Origin of the sequence: Prochlorococcus sp. MIT 1307 (assembly GCF_034092395.1) — a bacterium.
GTDB lineage: Bacteria > Cyanobacteriota > Cyanobacteriia > PCC-6307 > Cyanobiaceae > AG-363-K07.
The window spans coordinates 227,323-246,714 of sequence record NZ_CP139301.1 but is presented as its reverse complement, the minus strand read 5'-3'; the positions used below and the strand labels follow the sequence as shown (position 1 = coordinate 246,714).

15 protein-coding genes are annotated in these 19,392 nt (G+C 38.6%); 3 read left to right on the top strand and 12 right to left on the bottom strand.

The features are described from left to right. Positions 1-132: 132 nt before the first annotated feature. Positions 133-804, top strand: coding sequence for a ribulose-phosphate 3-epimerase (gene rpe, locus SOI82_RS01395; protein ID WP_320667610.1), 672 nt, complete (start codon positions 133-135; stop codon positions 802-804). A 58-nt stretch (positions 805-862) separates the two neighbouring features. On the opposite strand, the gene ccsB is transcribed toward rpe, so the two are convergent. From ccsB to SOI82_RS01355, 8 genes are all read right to left on the bottom strand, one after another. Then, positions 863-1,795, bottom strand: a complete 933-nt coding sequence (ccsB, locus tag SOI82_RS01390; RefSeq protein ID WP_320667609.1) for a c-type cytochrome biogenesis protein CcsB — start codon at positions 1,793-1,795, stop codon at positions 863-865. A 58-nt stretch (positions 1,796-1,853) separates the two neighbouring features. Beyond that, entirely contained in the window at positions 1,854-3,464 is a 1,611-nt protein-coding gene (locus SOI82_RS01385; RefSeq protein ID WP_320667608.1) for a hypothetical protein, read from the bottom strand. Positions 3,465-3,601: 137 nt separating this feature from the next. Further along, complete coding sequence (locus SOI82_RS01380; protein WP_414153535.1) at positions 3,602-4,777, bottom strand: LptF/LptG family permease; 1,176 nt, start codon at positions 4,775-4,777, stop codon at positions 3,602-3,604. Positions 4,778-4,809: 32 nt separating this feature from the next. Continuing rightward, on the bottom strand, positions 4,810-5,538 hold the full coding sequence (lptB, locus tag SOI82_RS01375) for an LPS export ABC transporter ATP-binding protein (protein ID WP_320667607.1): 729 nt from the start codon (positions 5,536-5,538) through the stop codon (positions 4,810-4,812). Further along, a complete protein-coding gene (locus SOI82_RS01370; RefSeq protein ID WP_320667606.1) occupies positions 5,535-6,005 on the bottom strand; it encodes a hypothetical protein in 471 nt (156 codons plus the stop codon). Before SOI82_RS01370 ends, lptB begins: the two co-directional genes overlap by 4 nt. A gap of 26 nt (positions 6,006-6,031) precedes the next feature. Next, a complete protein-coding gene (locus tag SOI82_RS01365; RefSeq protein ID WP_320667605.1) occupies positions 6,032-6,421 on the bottom strand; it encodes a DUF309 domain-containing protein in 390 nt (129 codons plus the stop codon). After that, positions 6,421-8,223 carry a translational GTPase TypA gene (typA, locus tag SOI82_RS01360; RefSeq protein WP_320667604.1) on the bottom strand — a complete coding sequence of 601 codons (1,803 nt, stop codon included), beginning with the start codon at positions 8,221-8,223 and terminating at the stop codon, positions 6,421-6,423. Before typA ends, SOI82_RS01365 begins: the two co-directional genes overlap by 1 nt. Before the next feature lie 164 nt (positions 8,224-8,387). Then, positions 8,388-9,131: a M15 family metallopeptidase gene (locus SOI82_RS01355; RefSeq protein WP_320667603.1), complete on the bottom strand. Its 744-nt coding sequence runs from the start codon at positions 9,129-9,131 to the stop codon at positions 8,388-8,390. Between the two features lie 112 nt (positions 9,132-9,243). Between SOI82_RS01355 and chlP the strand changes: the two genes are divergently transcribed. Next, the gene (gene chlP, locus SOI82_RS01350; protein ID WP_320667602.1) at positions 9,244-10,605 is read left to right on the top strand and encodes a geranylgeranyl reductase; all 1,362 of its coding nucleotides are present in this window, start codon (positions 9,244-9,246) and stop codon (positions 10,603-10,605) included. Between the two features lie 48 nt (positions 10,606-10,653). Here the strand turns inward: chlP and glyS are convergent, their stop codons facing one another. Beyond that, positions 10,654-12,825 carry a glycine--tRNA ligase subunit beta gene (glyS, locus tag SOI82_RS01345; RefSeq protein ID WP_320667601.1) on the bottom strand — a complete coding sequence of 724 codons (2,172 nt, stop codon included), beginning with the start codon at positions 12,823-12,825 and terminating at the stop codon, positions 10,654-10,656. A gap of 50 nt (positions 12,826-12,875) precedes the next feature. On the opposite strand from glyS, the gene SOI82_RS01340 reads away from it, so the two are divergent. Continuing rightward, positions 12,876-14,717: an NADPH-dependent assimilatory sulfite reductase hemoprotein subunit gene (locus SOI82_RS01340; protein ID WP_320667600.1), complete on the top strand. Its 1,842-nt coding sequence runs from the start codon at positions 12,876-12,878 to the stop codon at positions 14,715-14,717. Here SOI82_RS01340 and SOI82_RS01335 read toward each other — a convergent pair. From SOI82_RS01335 to SOI82_RS01325, 3 genes are all read right to left on the bottom strand, one after another. Beyond that, positions 14,672-15,412: a M15 family metallopeptidase gene (locus tag SOI82_RS01335; RefSeq protein WP_320667599.1), complete on the bottom strand. Its 741-nt coding sequence runs from the start codon at positions 15,410-15,412 to the stop codon at positions 14,672-14,674. The genes SOI82_RS01340 and SOI82_RS01335 overlap by 46 nt on opposite strands. A gap of 321 nt (positions 15,413-15,733) precedes the next feature. Continuing rightward, positions 15,734-18,169, bottom strand: a complete 2,436-nt coding sequence (recG, locus tag SOI82_RS01330; protein WP_414153517.1) for an ATP-dependent DNA helicase RecG — start codon at positions 18,167-18,169, stop codon at positions 15,734-15,736. Between the two features lie 53 nt (positions 18,170-18,222). Beyond that, positions 18,223-19,362: a hypothetical protein gene (locus SOI82_RS01325; RefSeq protein ID WP_320667598.1), complete on the bottom strand. Its 1,140-nt coding sequence runs from the start codon at positions 19,360-19,362 to the stop codon at positions 18,223-18,225. Positions 19,363-19,392: the final 30 nt, after the last annotated feature.

Sequence of the window (19,392 nt, the reverse complement as noted above, 5' to 3'; positions counted from 1 at the left end):
CTACTCAAGTAAAAGCATGTTGGGCCGCAGTGTTTCTCAGCTCCTAGGCGCCGACAACTGTATCAGTGCAAGTAACTCACAAAAGCAATAAGCCCATGAATCAATAGAATCTCGAGTCAAAGTTAAAGATCTATGAGCACAAAGCCACTTGTTGTTGCCCCTTCAATACTGTCAGCTGACTTCGCTCGGCTAGGCGAAGACGTTAGTGCTGTTGACAAAGCAGGTGCTGACTGGATTCATGTTGACGTTATGGATGGACGATTTGTACCAAACATCACTATTGGGCCATTAATTGTCGAGGCACTGAGGCCTGTAACAACTAAACCACTAGATGTTCATCTAATGATCGTTGAACCTGAAAAATATGTAGCCGATTTTGCTAAAGCAGGCGCTGACCATATTTATGTTCAAGCAGAAGCATGCCCTCATCTACATAGAAACCTTGCACAGATAAAGGATCTAGGTAAAAAGGCTGGTGCAGTTCTAAACCCAAGTACTCCACTAGACACCTTGGAATATTGCTTAGAACTTTGTGATCTCGTATTGATTATGAGTGTCAACCCTGGTTTCGGAGGCCAAAGTTTTATTGAAAGTCAGGTGCAAAAGATTTCTGACCTGCGTCGAATCTGTGATGAAAGAGGTCTTGATCCATGGATTGAGGTTGATGGTGGGATAAAAGCAAGCAATGCTTGGAAAGTAATTGAGGCTGGTGCAAACGCAATAGTTAGTGGGTCTGGGGTTTTTAATCAACCAAGTTATGCAGAAGCCATCCAAGGGATCCGAAACAGTAAAAGACCTGGTTAGAAAAATTGCTCAGTAAATAAAACATCGAATAGAAATTAAAAATAGGAAAGTTTTTCTTTTATGAACTAAAGAACCAGCCATAACTATGTAGTCCAACCCCTAGCAAGTTAACACCTATATAGCAGACAGATATAATAATTAAACCTACAGAAGAAACAATTGCGGACCTTCTTCCCTGCCAACCTCGGCTTAATCGAGTATGTAAATAAGCAGCATAAATTAACCAGCATATAAGAGCCCAAGTCTCCTTAGGATCCCAACTCCACCAACTTCCCCATGCTTCATTAGCCCAAACAGCTCCACTAATTAACCCTAAAGTTAATAACAAAAATCCAACTGTAATTGAGCGATAACTCAAACTATCTATTCGTTCAATTCTAGTAAATTCAACACTACTTAGATTTAAGATACCAGAATTATCTAAGGATATATCTTGTTCTTTTGGAGTACGAAAAGCACCAGACCCTATAGAGCTACTCCGTATCACTAAATCCTGATTTCTATCTGTAAAAAGCACAATAACTGACAACAAAGAGCCAACAATTAACGCGGCATAACTGCACATGATTACACTCACATGCATTACAAGCCAACTAGATCTAAGAGCAGGAACTAAAGGAGAAGCCTCCTGCAGACCTTCAGGCAAGGCAAAGCTAGCAAATGCAATGCAACCTAAAGCCATAGGAGTTACAGCAGCTGAAATAAATGGCGAAGAAACAGAGCGTTCTAGTAAAAGTTGAACAAGAGTAAGAGCCCAAGCTAAAAAACAGAGGGACTCGTACAAATTGCTAATAGGGAAATGACCTGCATCCCACCACCTAAGAATCAAAAGAGCAGTCAATGTAAAATTTGATACTGCAACAAACATCGTTGCGATACTTGAGGAATTATTTCCACCTGTAGCCCAAAAAGAGAAAGGTAGAGTAATTAAAAGTAAAAAGAAAGATACCAGTCCTAAAAACAAAACCGGATCACTTAAAAAGGCCTGCATACTAGATAGCGTTGTAGAAGACTCAAAATTTTTCAATTAAATGGAGGAGATTGATAACTCACCATGATCTATTTTGGATTGGAAAAGATTGCATATCAAGCTTTTCAGATTTAATATTTTCTACCCAATAAAGATAATAGCGCTCTGGATAGACCCAAGATCTCTCAAACCTTTGATCTGCAACTATGCGCAAACCTTCTTGAATCATTACATCTCCAGGTTGGAGTTCACGAAAGGCTGATTTTCTACTAAGTATTAATAGCAGTTCAGGAGTGTTTGGATGTTCAGATAAATAAGACTTGACATGGTAAAGAGTGTCTTCCCTTTTAAGTGAACGACGGTTATTCCATTGGGAATAACTTCCTAAAGCTTTTATTTCAGGATAATAAATATCTCGATTTAGATAACCCGATACAGTGGTAATTTCTACATCACGGGTGCCAAATTTCGGCAAATCTGCCCAACCCTTTTCTTTGATATAAGTAGCAGTAGCTTCTCCTGCAGAATATGGAACATAAAAATCATAAAGTGCCCTATGAACACCTGCAGCAAAATGAACAGAAAGACTGAAAGTAAGTAAGAATGGAAAGAAGTTCGATAGAACATTAAAAGTTTGATTGTCCTTATATATTTGAGATGAATTCAACTCAGCCTCTTCACCAGGATGAAGTGCTAACCAGATGGATGCTATCAAAATTAGAAAGTAATAACCATAATGTCTAGAACCTATTCCTAGATATAAAAAATAATTAAATGCGAACATAAAGCTAGTCCCACTAATAAAAAATATCGTTGATGCTCTAGATCTGCGCAAGAAAGACAGTGTAGTAATAACAAGGCCAATAGTTAAAATTAAAGTAATAAATAAATCAAGAAATCTTTTTGAATTAGGGATAACCAACATATAGCCACCAAAAACTCTTCCTACGACTCTTAAAAAATGACGAAGATCAAGAGTAGTTGGAACAGAATCAACAGCCTCTCGGACCTGGAAAAAACTTAAACTAGCAAATCCTGTTAAAGAAAGAACAATAACTAAACTTATACTTAGATCTATAATCCAAAAACGATTACGTAAGTAAAGGTTACGCTGTTTAGAGCTAAATACCCATTCGGTAATGAGAGTAACTAAAGCAGCAAAACCTATAGACCATGAAAAAGCATGAGTATTTACAAGAAGGCCGATACATAAAGCTGCTGGTATATAAGTTCTACGACGAAGTGGAAAAGAACTACAAAATAAAAATGTGATTAATTGCGCTAATACATAATGGCGACAAACGAAATAATATTCCCAAAAAGGGAAGTAGCCAAATGTAAATAAAGTCTTTTGCCAGCCAGGTAAAGGATTCCAACGCCAAAAGCAAATAATAGAAAGGCTTCCCAGAAACCAATGCATTAACTGCATACTTAATGGGGTTTTAGTAAAATCTTTGACAAGAAAAATCAATGCAGACCATAAAACTGGGTGCCCAGAAGGAGCGTTATTTTTCCACAAATTAACCCATGTATCACTTTTCCAAGCAACCAACCAACCCTGCATTTCATCACGCCAAAGAGAGTGGTTAAATGCCGCAAGAAAGCCAATAGTTATAAACAGTGTGACTGATATTATCTCCAATGATGGCTGAAAATTCCTTTTATTGTTTAAAGGTGATTTTAAAGACATTTTATGATTTTATATTTAGGAACATAATTGAATTAGAATTGGAAAACTTCAACTGTTATCGAAAAAATTAGGTCAAAAAGTTCAATATATGTAGATAATCAATTCATCTTTGGGATAATAAAGGAAATGGAATGAAATTAGTTACTAGCTTGTTTTAATAATACCCCCCCTCCAAGCATAGATATAATGACCGGAGACCAGGCTGCTACAAATGGAAGGAGTGTACCCTTAACTCCTAATGAACTAAAAGTAAAGCTAAGAACATAATAGATAAGAATCAAAAGAACACTAAGCCCGAAACCTTGGCTACGACTTGTTCTTGTATTAGGCTTGGCTCCTAGGCTACTTCCAATAAGACCAAATACTACGCATGCCATAGGGAGTGTGAATTTTTCTTGTATACGTACTTTCATTCTTCTAGCTTCTTTAACATTGCCAACTTCTGAATATAGAGTTGCAGCCCTAATAGCCTCAGCTACGGTCATGTCATTTGAATCTTTTGGGAGTTGAGCTATTTTCTTAGGACCTGTATCTAAGGGGTAAAGATAGCGCTCAAATTTTGCAGTAGTAGAACCTCCATCTGGTGACAGGGTCAATATTCTGCCTTCAAGGAATTCCCATTTCCCTTCATTTTCGTTCCAAAATGCTCTTTCTGCTAATAAAAGTTGTGTATAACCTAGCCTTGAAAAGTCAACTACAGTAACCTTATTCATTTGATTGTTAGTGAAATTATGGGCATAAAACAAATGAGTAACACCTTTTAATTTCTGATCTGTTTGTAAATCTGTAATTTCACCTTTCCTTGAATAAATTATATCTTCACCCTCTTCCGTAGCAATTGCTTTTCCTAAAGAACTCTTTAAAATAAATTCAGCATTACGGTTTGCTAGTGGGACAATACTGTCATTAAATATAAAAGTTATTCCAGTCATTAACAAGGCCAATGCAATCGCTGGCGCTATCATTCGTTTTGTAGAAACACCTATACTTCTAAGCGCCTTTAATTCACTATTAGCGGAAAGTCGACTATAGGCTAACAAGGTTGCCATTAACACTGCCATAGGGAACGAAATGACAAGAAAACTTGGCAGTCTTAGCAGTAAAACTTGAATTGCAATTTGAGCAGGCAGGCCTGATTCAACAATTTTTCTAACCAGGTCAAACATTACCCCAACTGATAATGAAACAACCGTAAATGCCGCTACAGCAAAATATAAGGGGGGAAGTAATTCTGCTAGTATCCACCTATCCAGAAGTGGTAACTTACGCCAATTAATTAATACTTTGTACCAGATTGTTTGAATTAAATCAATAAGTTCTGATAGGAAATATATGATTTTTCGTTTCAAAGTTGAAAATCCTCCCCTAGATAGTATCGTCTAACAAGTGGATCAGCCGCTACCTGAGAAGAAGGACCCGAAGAAAGAATTTTGCCATCATTAAGAATATATGAACGTTCTGTTATAGCAAGTGTTTCTCGTACATTGTGATCAGTAATAAGAATACCCATTCCACGTTTACGAAGTTTTTGTATCAAATTCTGTAATTCGCTTACAGCTAAAGGGTCGACACCTGCGAAAGGCTCATCAAGCAACAAGTATTTGGGTCCAATTCGACCAACAGCAAGAGCTCTCGCAACCTCACACCTGCGCCTTTCGCCTCCAGAAAGCTGGTATCCCAGCCTATCTAAAAAAGAAGTGAGGTGGAAATCCTCAATTAGTTCCTCCCTGCGTATGCGACAAAGAGAAGGGGACAAGGCACTTTGAGAAAGAGCTAAATCTAAATTCTCACGAACAGTCAATTGTCTAAATACACTAGGTTCTTGAGGTAGATAGCCGATACCTAAACGAGCTCGACTTGGAATAGAGCAATCGCTTACGGAATTTCCATCAAGAAAAACCTGGCCTGAATCTGGACGAAGGAGCCCAATTACCAGATTAAATGTTGTCGTCTTGCCAGCTCCATTTGGTCCTAAGAGGCCTACAACTTCACCAGGTTCCAAGGTCAAAGAGATTTCTTTAACTAGTGGCCGACCGCCTATTTTTAAAGCAACCTTTTTAAGATTTAGACTCATAATTTCGATGATCCATCATGTTCTTTAGCAGTGTCAAAAAACAAATTCAGCAAAACCTGAGAACCAGTACGAGAGTCAGCGACCAATCGATCATCCTCTAGAAAATAAACCACCCGCTGACCGTAAAGAGAATCACCTCCTTCTCGAATCAATTTGACATCTCCAGTAAGAATGACTATTCCTTCATCTTTTAGGTATTGAGCTTGACGGGATGAAGCAACTATTCCTCTTTTCAGATAAGTGATCTTGACATTCCCGTAAGCACTGAAAACAGCTCCCATACTGTCTGAACTTTGCCTATCAGACTCAATCATAATTTCTTCCTCTTCTCTTACCTCTAGAGCTTGATTAGTCTGTTGCCCTAATGCGTTTGTAGGAATGAGACTAACAATAGACAAAACTAATATTGCTAAAGCGCGCCTACTAGAAATTAGTAGTTGAGTACAAGAAAAGTCCAACTCCCGCACCTAGCAAGATAATCAAGTCAATTTACCTAATTTCTAGTCTGTTGAAAAAGGAATGGGACACTAAATTGCTCTGGATCACCATCTTGATGAAGAATATTCAATCTTTGCTTAACAGATTCACAAAGTCTATCTAAATCCAACCCTAAGCTTGGTGTACTTAGTCTTGATAGACGACCTAATGCTTCACCAAAAAGAATCATAGCACCGTTTCTATTCCCACCTGCTAAATGTAATTGAGCAACTGCGACTTGCAAAATCCCCTGAAGTGTATTTCTTTCTAATCCATATCCTTCATGCCACAACTCTTCAAAAACATCATGTGCTGAATACCAATCTCCAGAGTTAAAGAGAGCTATAGCTTTATGGAATCTTTTATCATAAGACAAGGAATTAGATTCACTATTAGTCTTTTCCATTAACTTTTGATTTTCTTCTTTGCAGGCAGTTTTCGCAATCTTATAGATTCAGGAGTAACTTCTAGCATCTCACCAGGGCCTATATATTCAAGAGCCCTCTCTAAAGTAATCTCCATAGGAGATTGCAGAGTATCTAATTCTTCTGCTCCTGCAGACCTCATATTCGTCAATTGTTTTGTTTTACATATATTAATTTCAAGATTCTGTGGCCTATTGTTTTCTCCAATAATCATTCCCTTATAAACCTTAGTGCCAGGAGTAATAAAAAATTGACCTCTATCTTCAGCATTTTTTAAAGCATAGAAAGTAGCTACACCTTCTTCAAATGAAATTAATACACCATTTCTTCTTGCATCAAATTCTCCGACCTTTGGCCGATATTCGAAAAAAGAATGACTCATAATCCCTTCTCCTCTTGTTGCACGAATAAATTCACCTCTAAAACCAATCAAACCCCTTGATGGCACAACAAACTCCAATTGGGTACGTCCATCATTTCCCGTCTCCATATTTTGCATCTCGCCTCTTCGTACTCCTAATTTTTCAATACATGTGCCTACTGATGACTCTGGAACATCCATTACAAGAGTTTCTACAGGCTCACAAGGAATTTCGTCAATCGTACGAAAAATCACTTGCGGTTGAGAAACTTGAAACTCATAACCCTCTCTACGCATTGTTTCAATCAAAATTCCAAGGTGAAGTTCTCCCCTTCCGCTAACTGCAAATCGGTCAGGAGAATCTGTCTCTTCAACTCTTAAAGCAACGTTAGTTAGTAATTCTTTCTCTAGGCGTTGACGCAACTGCCTACTAGTTACAAACTTTCCTTCTTGTCCAGCAAAAGGAGAATCATTGACAACAAAAGTCATTTGAAGAGTAGGCTCATCTACCTTAATTAGTGGTAAGGCTTTGGGCTCATCGGGACAGGCAATCGTCTCCCCAATATTAACTTCATCAAAACCTGCTAGTGCCACCAAATCTCCTGCGAAGGCCTTATCAATTTCTATACGTTCCAAACCTGCAAAACCAAGTAGTTTACTAATCCTTCCTCGCTTTTCAGTGCCGTTCTCCTTAATCAATACAGCATTCTGGCCATTACGAATAATTCCATTATGAACTCTGCCGATAACTATTCTTCCAAGAAAGTCTGAGTAATCAAGCGTTGTAATCTGTAGCTGCAATGGTTTAGTTTCATCACCAACTGGAGGTGGAACATGACGAATGATTGAATCAAAAAGCGGCTTCATAGTGTCACTAGATTCAGACATATCTGCTGTTGCAAATCCACCTAATCCGCTTCCAAATAAATAGGGGAAATCGCATTGATCATCATCTGCACCGAGTTCTAAAAAAAGATCAAGAACCTTATCTACAGCAGTCTCAGGTTCAACTCTTGCCCTATCTACCTTATTCACAAAGACAATTGGCCTTAAACCTTTTTCCAAGGCTTTTTTAAGCACAAATCTAGTCTGGGGCATAGGTCCTTCATTAGCATCAACAATTAATAAGCACCCATCCACCATGCCTAAAACTCTCTCAACTTCCCCACCAAAATCAGCATGACCTGGAGTATCAACAATATTTATTCGTGTGTCTTTATATGTTACTGCAGTGTTTTTAGACAGAATAGTTATCCCACGTTCACGCTCCAAATCATTAGAGTCCAAAATACAGGTCGGGACGGCCTCATTATCTCTGAAGATCCCTGACTGGGTGAGAAGCGCATCTACCAAAGTAGTTTTTCCATGATCGACATGGGCAATGATTGCAATATTTCTGATCGACTGTTCCTTGCTATTCATTTTAATCAATGCTTCCGTTATAAAAAAACGCTCTAGAGCGCAAGGCGAAAGACTATCTCAACTTTAGAAATAAGTAACCAATAAAACTGCCTTCAATGACCTTTTAAGTTTGAACCAAAGCAAGATTAATCAAGAAAAGATTGCGAAATGCGAAATTCAACAACTTAATTTGAGGCCTCTCTTGTGCGCGCACGTTCATTGGCGGCCTGAAACTGCCTAAGAGCATCAACAGTGCCCTCAAATCTCCAATGCCAAGGCTCGTAACTTACTTTCTGTGCATTCCCTCTAGGGAATGAAAGCACAAAGTGATATTTGGCAGCATTTTTTTGAAGCCATATAAAAGCATCAGTTGTTTCAAATTCAACTTCTAAATCAGTTTCTCGTCTTTTTGCGTCACCTAAATCGATTGCATAGCCTGTGCTGTGCTCAGAATATCCAGGCGGAGCTGAAACTTTTGCTCTTTCAATTGCAATCTGATTTCGAGCTGATTTTCTTCCATAAAAAATTTGTCTTTGAAGATCATGCGATCGATAACCACTCAAAAGAACTAAATCAATTCCATCAGCGCTAGCAGCTGAGCGCATTAATTTAAGAGCTTTGTAGGTGTCCTTATGAATATCTAAACCTGGATAGACCGAAACCAATTGTTGAGCTGAGACCTCTGGATATGGGAAATGACCAAGCAAAAGGCCATCAGAGGAAGGCAATTGCTGAGTCCCAAGTAAAGGTGCTGATCCTATAAAACGAGATGAAAAGCTTACATACAGCAATATCGCTGAACCACCTAAGAAAGCCGATGCAAGAGCTATAAACCTAACCCCTTTTGAAGAGGGTCTAATTGGATTAGACCTTCGTGCAAGAGGGATATCATCGGTGTTATTGCTTCGAGCGGATTCAGCTCGAGCCACAAATTTGAAAAAGAATGTTTGTATCGATCGTAACGGGGTTGGCAAGAACTCTTTACGAGATTTCTTTTGGCGAGTTAGTTTTCATTGACGAATATATAATTAAGCCTAAAAGATGTTGCGTGTAGCAGTGATCGGTGGGGGCCCAAGTGGCTCATGTGCCGCAGAAATTCTTGCAAAAGCAGGAATCAAAACCTGGATCTTTGAGCGAAAGCTTGATAATGCAAAACCTTGTGGAGGTGCAATTCCTCTTTGCATGGTGGCCGAGTTCGATCTTCCTGACTCGATCATTGATCGAAAAGTACGCAATATGAGAATGATTTCACCTTCCAATCGCGAAGTGGATATAAGCCTAGACAAGGTTTATGGCAAAACCGAGAATGAATACATAGGAATGTGCCGCAGAGAGGTTATGGATGCCTTTATGCGTAATCGTGCAGCTGAACTAGGAGCAAACCTGGTTAATGGATTGGTAACCAAAATTGACACCGGAACAAATCGTGAAGGCCCCTATACCCTTACCTATTCAGATTTCTCATCAGGTGATGCTACTGGTGAAACCAAGTCTCTTGAAGTTGATCTGATAATTGGGGCTGATGGCGCCAATAGCCGCGTTGCAAAAGCCATGGATGCGGGTGACTACAACGTTGCTATTGCCTTTCAAGAAAGAATCAAACTTCCTGAGAAGGAAATGAGTTACTACGAGGATCTTGCTGAAATGTATGTAGGAACAGATGTTTCACCTGATTTCTATGGGTGGGTTTTTCCTAAATATGATCACGTTGCAGTAGGCACAGGGACCATGCAAAAGAATCAATCACTTATAAAAAGTCTTCAGGTAGGTGTAAGAGAAAGAGCAAAAAAAAGACTTGTGAATGGCGAGGTTATAAAGGTTGAAGCACATCCTATTCCAGAACATCCTCGGCCACGTCGAGTGGTTGGAAGAATGGCTCTTGTTGGGGATGCTGCAGGGTACGTAACAAAAAGTTCTGGTGAAGGGATTTATTTTGCAGCTAAAAGTGGTCGTATGTGCGCTGAAGAGATTGTCGAGGCAAGTCAACGAGGGAAAAGAATACCTAGCGAAGGTGATCTAAAAAAATACCTTACTAAATGGGACAAGAAATATGGAGCTACTTACAAAGTTCTGGAAATTCTCCAAAATATCTTCTATTCAAATGATGGTGCAAGAGAAGCATTTGTAGAAATGTGTGATGACTTAGATGTTCAAAGACTTACTTTCGATAGTTATTTATATAAGACAGTTGTAGCAATGAAACCTCTTCAACAAATTAAACTCACTTTTATGACCATAGGATCTGTTCTAAGAGGGCGGGCACTTGCACCTGATAAATACAAACCGGTACCTAGTACAGTTCGAGACGATGCAGAAGTAAATAAGATGCTGGAAGTATGTACGATAAAGGGAGGTATAAAAGTACCCACAGACGAGGAAAAAGTTACCGCAACTAAAAGTTGATCAATTAAATAGCAACCCCTAAGTCAATAAGAATGATCAGATAGTTCTTTATTTGATCATTTTTATCTGATCAAAATCTGCAATTATACTTGCCTGATTACATAGAACTCTCAGCAAGTTAAGCCTGTTTATTCTAATATCATCTGAATCAGTCATAACCATAACACTTCCATCTCCATCAAAGAAAGAGGATAATACTGATGTGCTTTCAGAAAGTTTTTTTGCTAAAAGCACATATCGATCTGAATGATCGCTAAGAGCAATCGGCTCAAGGGAATTTATAATCTTTAACATATTAAACTCACTTTCCTTTTCAAATAACTTAGAATCAACCACATTAGTAGAACTTAAAAGACTTATATCTAGCAAACTACTCTTAGCCAAGCGTGAAGCTCTGGTTACCACTTGCTGGACTGATAATAATTGACCTGAACTTCTCATATCTGTAAGCAAATTAGCTCTAGTAAATACATCAACAGGGTCAGATAATAAGCGCTTGATATCTATTGTTTGTCCTGCTACAGCCTGAGCTATATCAAAATCAATGCCAGATTCTTCAAGAATGCTAATAATTCTAAGTCTGAGGAATTCTGATATGTCTAATAAGATTCTATTTGGGTTTATCGTTAATTCTGTAAATAGAGCTGACCAGTAATTTATAGAATATTCTAAGAGTTCATTAAGATTTAATTTCCAACCTTTTTCTTTAAGTATCAATAATATTCCATTCCCGGCTCTTCTTAATGCATAAGGATCAGAAGAACCAGTAGGCCTCTCTCCTTTAGCAAAAATACTAAGCAATAACTCTATTCTTTCAGACAAGGCAAGAATAGAACCAGCATCTGATTTTGGAAGGTCACCTCCTGCATAACGTGGTAAATAGTGTTCTAAAACAGCCAACGAAATATCTCTAGACTCTCCTTCAGCAAGAAGATACTTAGCTCCTATTATTCCTTGAAGCTCAGGGAACTCGTTAACCATCTGGCTAACTAAATCATGCTTACATAAAGATGCTGCTCTATGAATAATTTGCTTATCAAGACTTAAATACTTGAGGTATTTACAGAGTGAATTAGAAATCCACTCAATTCTTTTCACTCGATCAAGAAGTGACCCCAATCCTTCTGCAAAGGTAACATTACTAAGTTGATCACATCTATCAGAACTAGTTACGGCAAGATCAGCCTGAACAAAAAACTGTGCGTCTGAAAGTCGTGCTCTTAAAACCCTTTCGTTTCCTAGCTTAATAGTTTTATTTGCTGAAGGCAATCCATTACTTATGCATAGGAATTTGGGGAAAAGAGTATTCTTTGCATTAAGAGATAAGGGGTCAACCAAATCAAGATCTAAATATAGTGGAATATAACGTTGATGAACGCGCATGACAGTGCTTAGCACTTCAGCAGGCAACTCAAGAAATTGATGGTCGAATTCCCCTATGATTAGGTTTGGTGACTCAACTAAATCAGTTAGTTCCTCCAACAACTCTATAGAGATATCAACAACAGCATTAAGTTCTTTAGATGCATTAATTATTAATTGTTGAATCAATCCCTGACGTTTATCTCGGTCAATTTGAACACCAGACTTACTCAAAATTGATTGATATTCTTTTGCAGAACTTATAACAACATCATCTTGATGCAACCTATGTCCCTTACTTTGCCTTCCAGAAACGACTTCAGGGTCTGTACCTTTAAGGCAAACTTTGATCAAAGATTCATCCAAAAAAGCAACAAGCCACCTCACTGGCCTTGAGAAACGTTGTTCTCCTAAACCCCAACGCATAAAACGACGTCCTTGCAAATTTCCAATCCAACCAGGTATCAATTCACCCAATAACTCTTTGGCATCTGCACCACTCTCACAAACTTTTGCAAAGACAAATGATCCCTTAGATGTTTCGCGTACTTCCAAAGCAGAAGGGTCAAGATCGAATTTCTTTGCAAAACCTATTGCTGCTTTTGTGGGAGAACCATTCAGAAAAGCTTTATTTGCAGGAGGTCCCTTATATTCCGATTCAAAATCTCGGGCTGAATCAGCCACTCCCTCAGCAATAAGTACAATTCTTCTAGGCGTACTAGTGCACTTGACAAGTTGAAAATCTAAACGCCTTTGGGTTAAATCATTTTTTACTAGCTTCTCCAATTGGGGAGTAACTAGCCGAGCAAAGTCTGCTGGTAGCTCCTCTGTCCCGACCTCAAGAAGAAAAGTCGCCACGGAGAGTTAGGTAATGCAATATCACACTTTATTGAATAAACGGTCGATAAATGACTGTACGTTTAGCTACCCTAAAGGAGGAAAAAAATTGTGCCGTGATTCAAGGGGATAAAGAGTCTGATCAGACGGCAGATAAAAGCCTCTTTCCTTGTATTGCAAATAAATCAGAACTCACGAAATTCGAAAGATTCAAAGCTGAAAGCAAATATTTAAGAGAGCCTCTTGAAACTGAGCTTGAGAACGAAAGTGATCATTTTTCTAATGACGCACTTCAGTTACTGAAGTTTCACGGAAGTTATCAACAAGACAATAGGGAAAATCGCAAAAAAGGCTCTAGTAAAGACTGGCAGATGATGCTCCGACTACGAAGCCCAGGAGGAAAAATCCCACCTTCCTTATTTTTTGCTCTAGACCAGCTTTCCGATCAACTTGGCAATGGAACACTCCGAGCAACAACCCGACAAGCATTTCAAATGCACGGAGTCAAGAAAGAAAACCTACGTAAAGTCATCAGAACAATTATCAAATCATTAGGGTCCACGCTAGCCGCATGTGGTGATATCAATCGCAACGTAATGGCACCAGCAGCACCGTATGAATATGGTGGCTATCCAGCTTCAAGAAAACTCGCGCAAGAAATTGCTGACCTTCTAACACCTTTTACAGCACAAAGTTCCTATCTAGACCTTTGGGTTGATGGAGACTTGCGATACAGAATTCAACCTAATAAAGCAGTAAGCAAAGCAAAAACAAAACAAAAGCAAGGAGCTGTATTTAGCGGCGACTTAAACGAACCACTTTATGGCTCTACTTATATGCCTCGTAAATTCAAATGCGCAGTGACTGTTCCAGGCGATAACTCAGTAGACATTCTTACTCATGACATAGGGTTAGTAGCCTTCACGAAGAAAAATGGCACTCTAAAAGGATGTAATGTCTATGTTGGAGGAGGGATGGGGAGAACCCACAACAATGAACAGACATATGCACGGACTGCTGATCTTTTAGGATATGTAGCAGGAGAACATATTTTGGAGTTTGTACAGTCTGTATTGGCACTACAAAGAGATTATGGAGACAGAAAAACCAGAAGACACGCTCGAATGAAATATCTACTCCATGAGATGGGGTTCCAATGGTTTAAAAATGAACTCACAACAAAATACTTTCAACAGGAGATCAAGCCGCCTGTCCCTGAAACAAAAAAGAAATTAAAAGATTATTTGGGTTGGAATCGTCAATCAAAAGGCATTTGGTTTGTAGGTATACCTCTCTTATCTGGACGTTTAAAAGGTAATCTAAAGAAAGGCCTTAGAAAACTTGTAGAGACCTACCAACTTGAAATACGACTTACACCAAACCAAGATATATTATTGTGCAATATTGGAGACATTCAAAAATCCAGCGTAAAAAGAGGTCTGGAAGTTTTAGGAATAGAATATCCTGAGAAGGTAAAAAGACTAGAGAAGCATGCCCTTGCTTGTCCAGCTCTTCCATTATGCGGTCTCGCAGTAACCGAAGCTGAAAGAGCCTTACCAGGTGTCCTTAATCGAGTAGAGGCTTTATTAAAAGAGATGGATATCAATAAATCAATACTAATAAGGATGACAGGCTGTCCCAATGGTTGTGCTAGACCATATATGGCGGAATTAGCTCTAGTAGGTAGTGGTGTAGGCGATTATCAACTATGGTTAGGAGGCACCCCTGATCTTGAGAGGCTAGCCAAACCATATTTGCAACGCATGCCAATAACTGAGTTAGAATCAACACTGAGACCCTTGCTTAAAAGCTGGAAAAACACCGGAGCAAGTATTAGTCTTGGTGAGCACGTAAGGAATCTAGGCGATCAAGCAATTTCCTCTCTACTTACTGGTGGAGTGCACGAACCATAAATGGCCTCAGGCAAGTTTCTACTCCATGCCCAGAGCTGATCTCCATAACTAAAGTGCCACCATTCATTGGGATGCTGCACAAATCCTGCCTTTTTCATGACCATCGCAAGAGAGAGCCTCCTTTGATGCCATAAATCACAGTAAACATTCTTCTTTGCAGTCAATAAAAAGTAGTTAGGAGAAGAAATATCACCAATCTCATCAATCTTGCTACCCATATCCAAAAGATTACCTTGAATATTCGCAAGTGTTAAATCTACAGCGCCTCCAGTGCTGTGTGGAGGCGGATTATTAGGATCAAGACTGGGTGGGGCCCAGAATTGCTCAACGTCCTTAACTACTTGAGTAAAGGCAACTTTATGGTCTGGGTTCTTTCGGTCAACTCCTCTTAATATGCAATGGTCCTCAATAGATTTCTCCACCATAAAGGCCTGTACAGGAATAGGTCTCCATGCATCGAATATTGCCAAACGAAATTCAGGAAAATCTTTTTTTAAATAGTTTTGAGCAAGAACTAAACGATTGAATACACCAGTTCGCAATCTCCAAGGATCAACATTTTCTCCATAGGGCGCCCCTAGTGACAAATAAGGATGTGGTTCAAGACAAAAAAAATTGCTCTTTAATTTAACAAGCTCTTCACCAGATTCAACAATCGGTAAATCATTCCATGGGCGTCGCTCAAAACACCTCATAAATCAAAGTTTCCACAAATTTAGAAGACTTTTCCACAGGCTGTGTCTCGCTATTTATAGCTAATTAGATTTCAGATACAAGAGGTTTTATGCTATATGAATTGTAAAGCAATAAAAAAGGGCTTTCTATTTACCTGAAATGGGTCAAGAATCTGTTGAGATTACTTGCTAAATGGTTCTTTTTATTTAGATGAATAAGCTATTAAAATAAAACAGAATTACCACTAGATATACCTAGAATATCTAGATATTCCTTTCGTAAGGGCTTTCACAAGAAAAGATCTCAACAGTATTAGACGAGTCTCAGGTATGTGGAAAATATTAATTCAAGCTTGCTTTATTGCTTAAACGCTCCGAATGCTCGTCAACAATCTGTTTAAGTAGCGGATTTCTTTCAAGCTCAGGGTCATCTTCCAAAATATTGATAGCCTCCTTCCGTGCTTCATCAAGAACTGCGTGATCATCTATCAAGCTAGCAAGCGCAAAATCGGGTAGCCCCGACTGCCGCGTGCCTAGAACTTGTCCTGGTCCACGTAAACGCAGGTCAATTTCTGAAATTTCAAACCCATCATTTGAACTAACAAGAACTTCTAAGCGTTGCCTTGCCAGATCATTTTGACTGTCATTGATAAGCAAGCAATGAGAAGTTTTTGCTCCTCTTCCAACACGTCCTCGCAATTGATGCAATTGAGCCAGACCAAAACGATCTGCATGGTCTATAACCATTACAGTTGCTTCAGCTACATCTACACCAACTTCGACTACTGTTGTCGAGACAAGCAGCACACATTTACCTGTAACAAAATCCTGAATAGCAGACTGCTTCTCAGCACTAGTCATTCGTCCATGCAACAAACCCACAACAAATTCTGGAAAAACAACTTCTGTTAGTTGCTTATAAACCTCAATTGCTGAACGGAGGTCAAGTTTTTCTGATTCATCCACCAATGGTAAAACGAAATAGGCTCGCTGACCCTTTAAAACTTCATCTCTGATTAATTGATATGCCCTTTCTCTTTGTGCACTTGAAAGTAAATATGTCTTTATAGGTGTACGGTTGGGTGGCAATTCATCAATCTGACTGACATCCAAGTCGCCATGCAAAGAAAGGGCTAACGTTCGAGGAATAGGTGTAGCAGTCATCGTTAATAGATGTGGCTGAAGCCCCTTAGCTAATAATCGATTTCTCTGGTGCACACCAAACCGATGTTGCTCATCAACCACAACTAGTCCTAGACGTAAAAATGAAACTGGGTCTTCAATAAGTGCATGAGTGCCTACAAGTATTTTCAAAGATCCATTTGAGAGATCATCTAAAATTCGACGTCGTTGCTTACGAGGCGTAGATCCGGTAAGTAACTCAACATTTACGTGAAGATGAGTAAGCCACTTACATAATGTTCTGTAATGCTGAGCTGCTAAGACTTCAGTAGGAGCCATGAAAGCTCCTTGCCAACCAGATTGAACAGCATTTAAAAGAGCTGCTATTGCTACAACGGTTTTACCACTTCCCACATCACCTTGTACTAAACGGGCCATCGGATCTGGTTTAACAAGATCCGATTCAATTTCGGATAGAACTCGCTGTTGAGCTTTTGTTAATGAGAACGGTAATAATTCAAGGAAACGACCAACTAATCCATCACGTTCCCATGAAATATTTAATGGTGGAGCAGAGCACTTACGAAGCGCAATGCGCCTTCGTAATAAACTCAGTTGTAATAAAAGGAATTCATCAAAGACTAATCTGCGACGTGCCGCTTTAAGTGAGTTTTGGTTATAAGGCCTATGTATTGCTCTTATTGCTTCACTCTTAGTAGGTAAAGAAAGGGTATTTAATCTATTTTCTGGAAGCGGATCTTGCCATGTTTTAGCCAATGGCAAAACAATTTCCATGAGATTTCTAAAACGTTCTGCAGTAAGACCTTCAGTTAATGAGTAAACGGGCAATAATCGACCAATACTTTGAGATTTAATTGAAGAGTTCTTATTTTCTAAAACTTCTATCAATGGGTCATGGAAAGTCTTTCCATAAGGGCCACTTTTAACCATTCCACTTACTGCAACTAGCGATCCGGGAGGATAAAGCCTTATCTGGCTTTTTAAATATGAAATATGGCTGAAACGGTAACCTGCAAAAAATCTAGTGACTTTAATACGCCCACTTTTATCCTGAAGGTGTAATTCAAGAATAGATAAATTTTTATTTTTAGGGCTCTTGAATCCATTACAACGTCGTACAGTTGCAACTAAAGTTGCTGTTTTACCTGGCTTTAAATCTTTGATAGCAAGTAATGATGAGTAATCGACATAGTCTCTAGGATAGGCTTGGAGTAAATCCTTGATGGAGAGAATGCCAATAGATGCTAATTTTTCCGCGATTTTTACGCCAATACCCTTGACATCAATTAACGGACTACTAAGGCTTAATATTGTATGAGAAATTGATCCTGGACTAATCTTAGAGTCTTCAATATTCTTTATATTTAAGCTTAGCTTATGATCTTGACTGGGCAAACAAAATTCTTTTTCTAATTTATACAGAAACTGCCTGGTACTAGATACCAAGCGGCGCTTTATAGAGTCTGTATTATCAGCATATTGTAGATATTTTTTTGAGATATCGTTTAATCTAGACAATAAAGATCTATCTATATTGTTATCAGGAATGGCAATAATTTGTCGAGCCATGAAAGAGCTAAAGGTTTCATCTCTACCTAACAAATCACTAAAACCATGCTCTACTTCCAAAGCCAAGGCCTGCTTTAGGGGCTTTAGCCAAGCTCTAAGATCACTAAGTTGATCTTCTGTTAATTCATTGGGGGGAGGGTAGCTGATGAGTCTTTAGGGTCCTTCCACCAATTATGGTGAATCTCATAAGACAATGAACGACCTTGCCAATATCGGTATTGTCGCACCATTTGAGATATATCCTTTTGATACTGATTCAATTGCAACCTCAAATTCCTGAGTTGGGCATTATCAAACTCTAATTCAGATAAACGAACCAAGATGCAAGCTATATCTATACCCTCAACTAGACCAGAAGAATTCGTGGGCACATTAACTCTCAAGATATTAGTCTGTGAATCTTGAGAACTCATTTGTCCAGACAGAACTGCCTCTAAAATAGTGATAGGAAGAATACTATTCAAAATTCCAACTCTTAAGAGTTCAATATTTAATGCATGAGAAAGGTTTCTCAACCTTCTAGAAATACCTTCTTCAAAAGAGTTAGTCCAATTTGCCAAATCTTGAGGTGTATCAAGTAAAAAGACTTTATCTTTATCTGTCTCATTATTTGAAGGTCGGTGTGAAGAAATATGTTTAGATGGCAATTTCTGACTTTCTTTTCCATCAAAAGCTTGAATTGCCATCGAGAAAAGAGATTTTAATGAATCAAGCCTACTTTTTCTTATATCAAGTGGAGCTGATTTGATCGAAGCTTTCCAATTATTATTGTTTAAGGGTAGATCTGTAAATTCATTGTTAGTATGGTGATCATCTAATAATTTATCATTTAACTTATAGTTATCATATGAAGCAGTATCATTAGATTCCACATAAGCATCAGAAAAGAACCATCCATCTATTTGAGAAGGATTATTGATTGGTGGTTGACTAGTAAGTTCTACATTCTTACCGTCAACTAAAATATCTTCTTCATATTCAATATTCGTTAGCTGTCCACTACTTAGCTCCTTAGACATCTGGTTCTTAGCATCATCTATTAAAGCATTATTCTCTCTTTCAATCTGATCTACTAGGTCCATTATTTGCTCAATCGTTAGCATCGAGATACATTTTCTAACTAATTGATCAATCATTAATTGGCAACTCTTGGTATTCTCAATATTCGTTAAATCTAGATTATGAAAATCTTTTCCTGTAACCAAAGAAATTATTGCATTACGTACAGTGGCTAGAAGCGTTGACCTGATTACCTGCAAGTAAAGTTCATATGAACGATATATCTTTGG

What these genes read in the sequence shown, in the direction of transcription:
- rpe (WP_320667610.1), top strand. Translation starts at nt 133, where the DNA reads ATGAGCACAAAGCCACTTGTTGTTGCCCCTTCAATACTGTCAGCTGAC.
- ccsB (WP_320667609.1), bottom strand. Translation starts at nt 1,795, where the DNA reads ATGCAGGCCTTTTTAAGTGATCCGGTTTTGTTTTTAGGACTGGTATCT.
- SOI82_RS01385 (WP_320667608.1), bottom strand. Translation starts at nt 3,464, where the DNA reads ATGTCTTTAAAATCACCTTTAAACAATAAAAGGAATTTTCAGCCATCA.
- lptB (WP_320667607.1), bottom strand. Translation starts at nt 5,538, where the DNA reads ATGAGTCTAAATCTTAAAAAGGTTGCTTTAAAAATAGGCGGTCGGCCA.
- SOI82_RS01365 (WP_320667605.1), bottom strand. Translation starts at nt 6,421, where the DNA reads ATGGAAAAGACTAATAGTGAATCTAATTCCTTGTCTTATGATAAAAGA.
- typA (WP_320667604.1), bottom strand. Translation starts at nt 8,223, where the DNA reads ATGAATAGCAAGGAACAGTCGATCAGAAATATTGCAATCATTGCCCAT.
- chlP (WP_320667602.1), top strand. Translation starts at nt 9,244, where the DNA reads ATGTTGCGTGTAGCAGTGATCGGTGGGGGCCCAAGTGGCTCATGTGCC.
- SOI82_RS01340 (WP_320667600.1), top strand. Translation starts at nt 12,876, where the DNA reads ATGACTGTACGTTTAGCTACCCTAAAGGAGGAAAAAAATTGTGCCGTG.
- SOI82_RS01335 (WP_320667599.1), bottom strand. Translation starts at nt 15,412, where the DNA reads ATGAGGTGTTTTGAGCGACGCCCATGGAATGATTTACCGATTGTTGAA.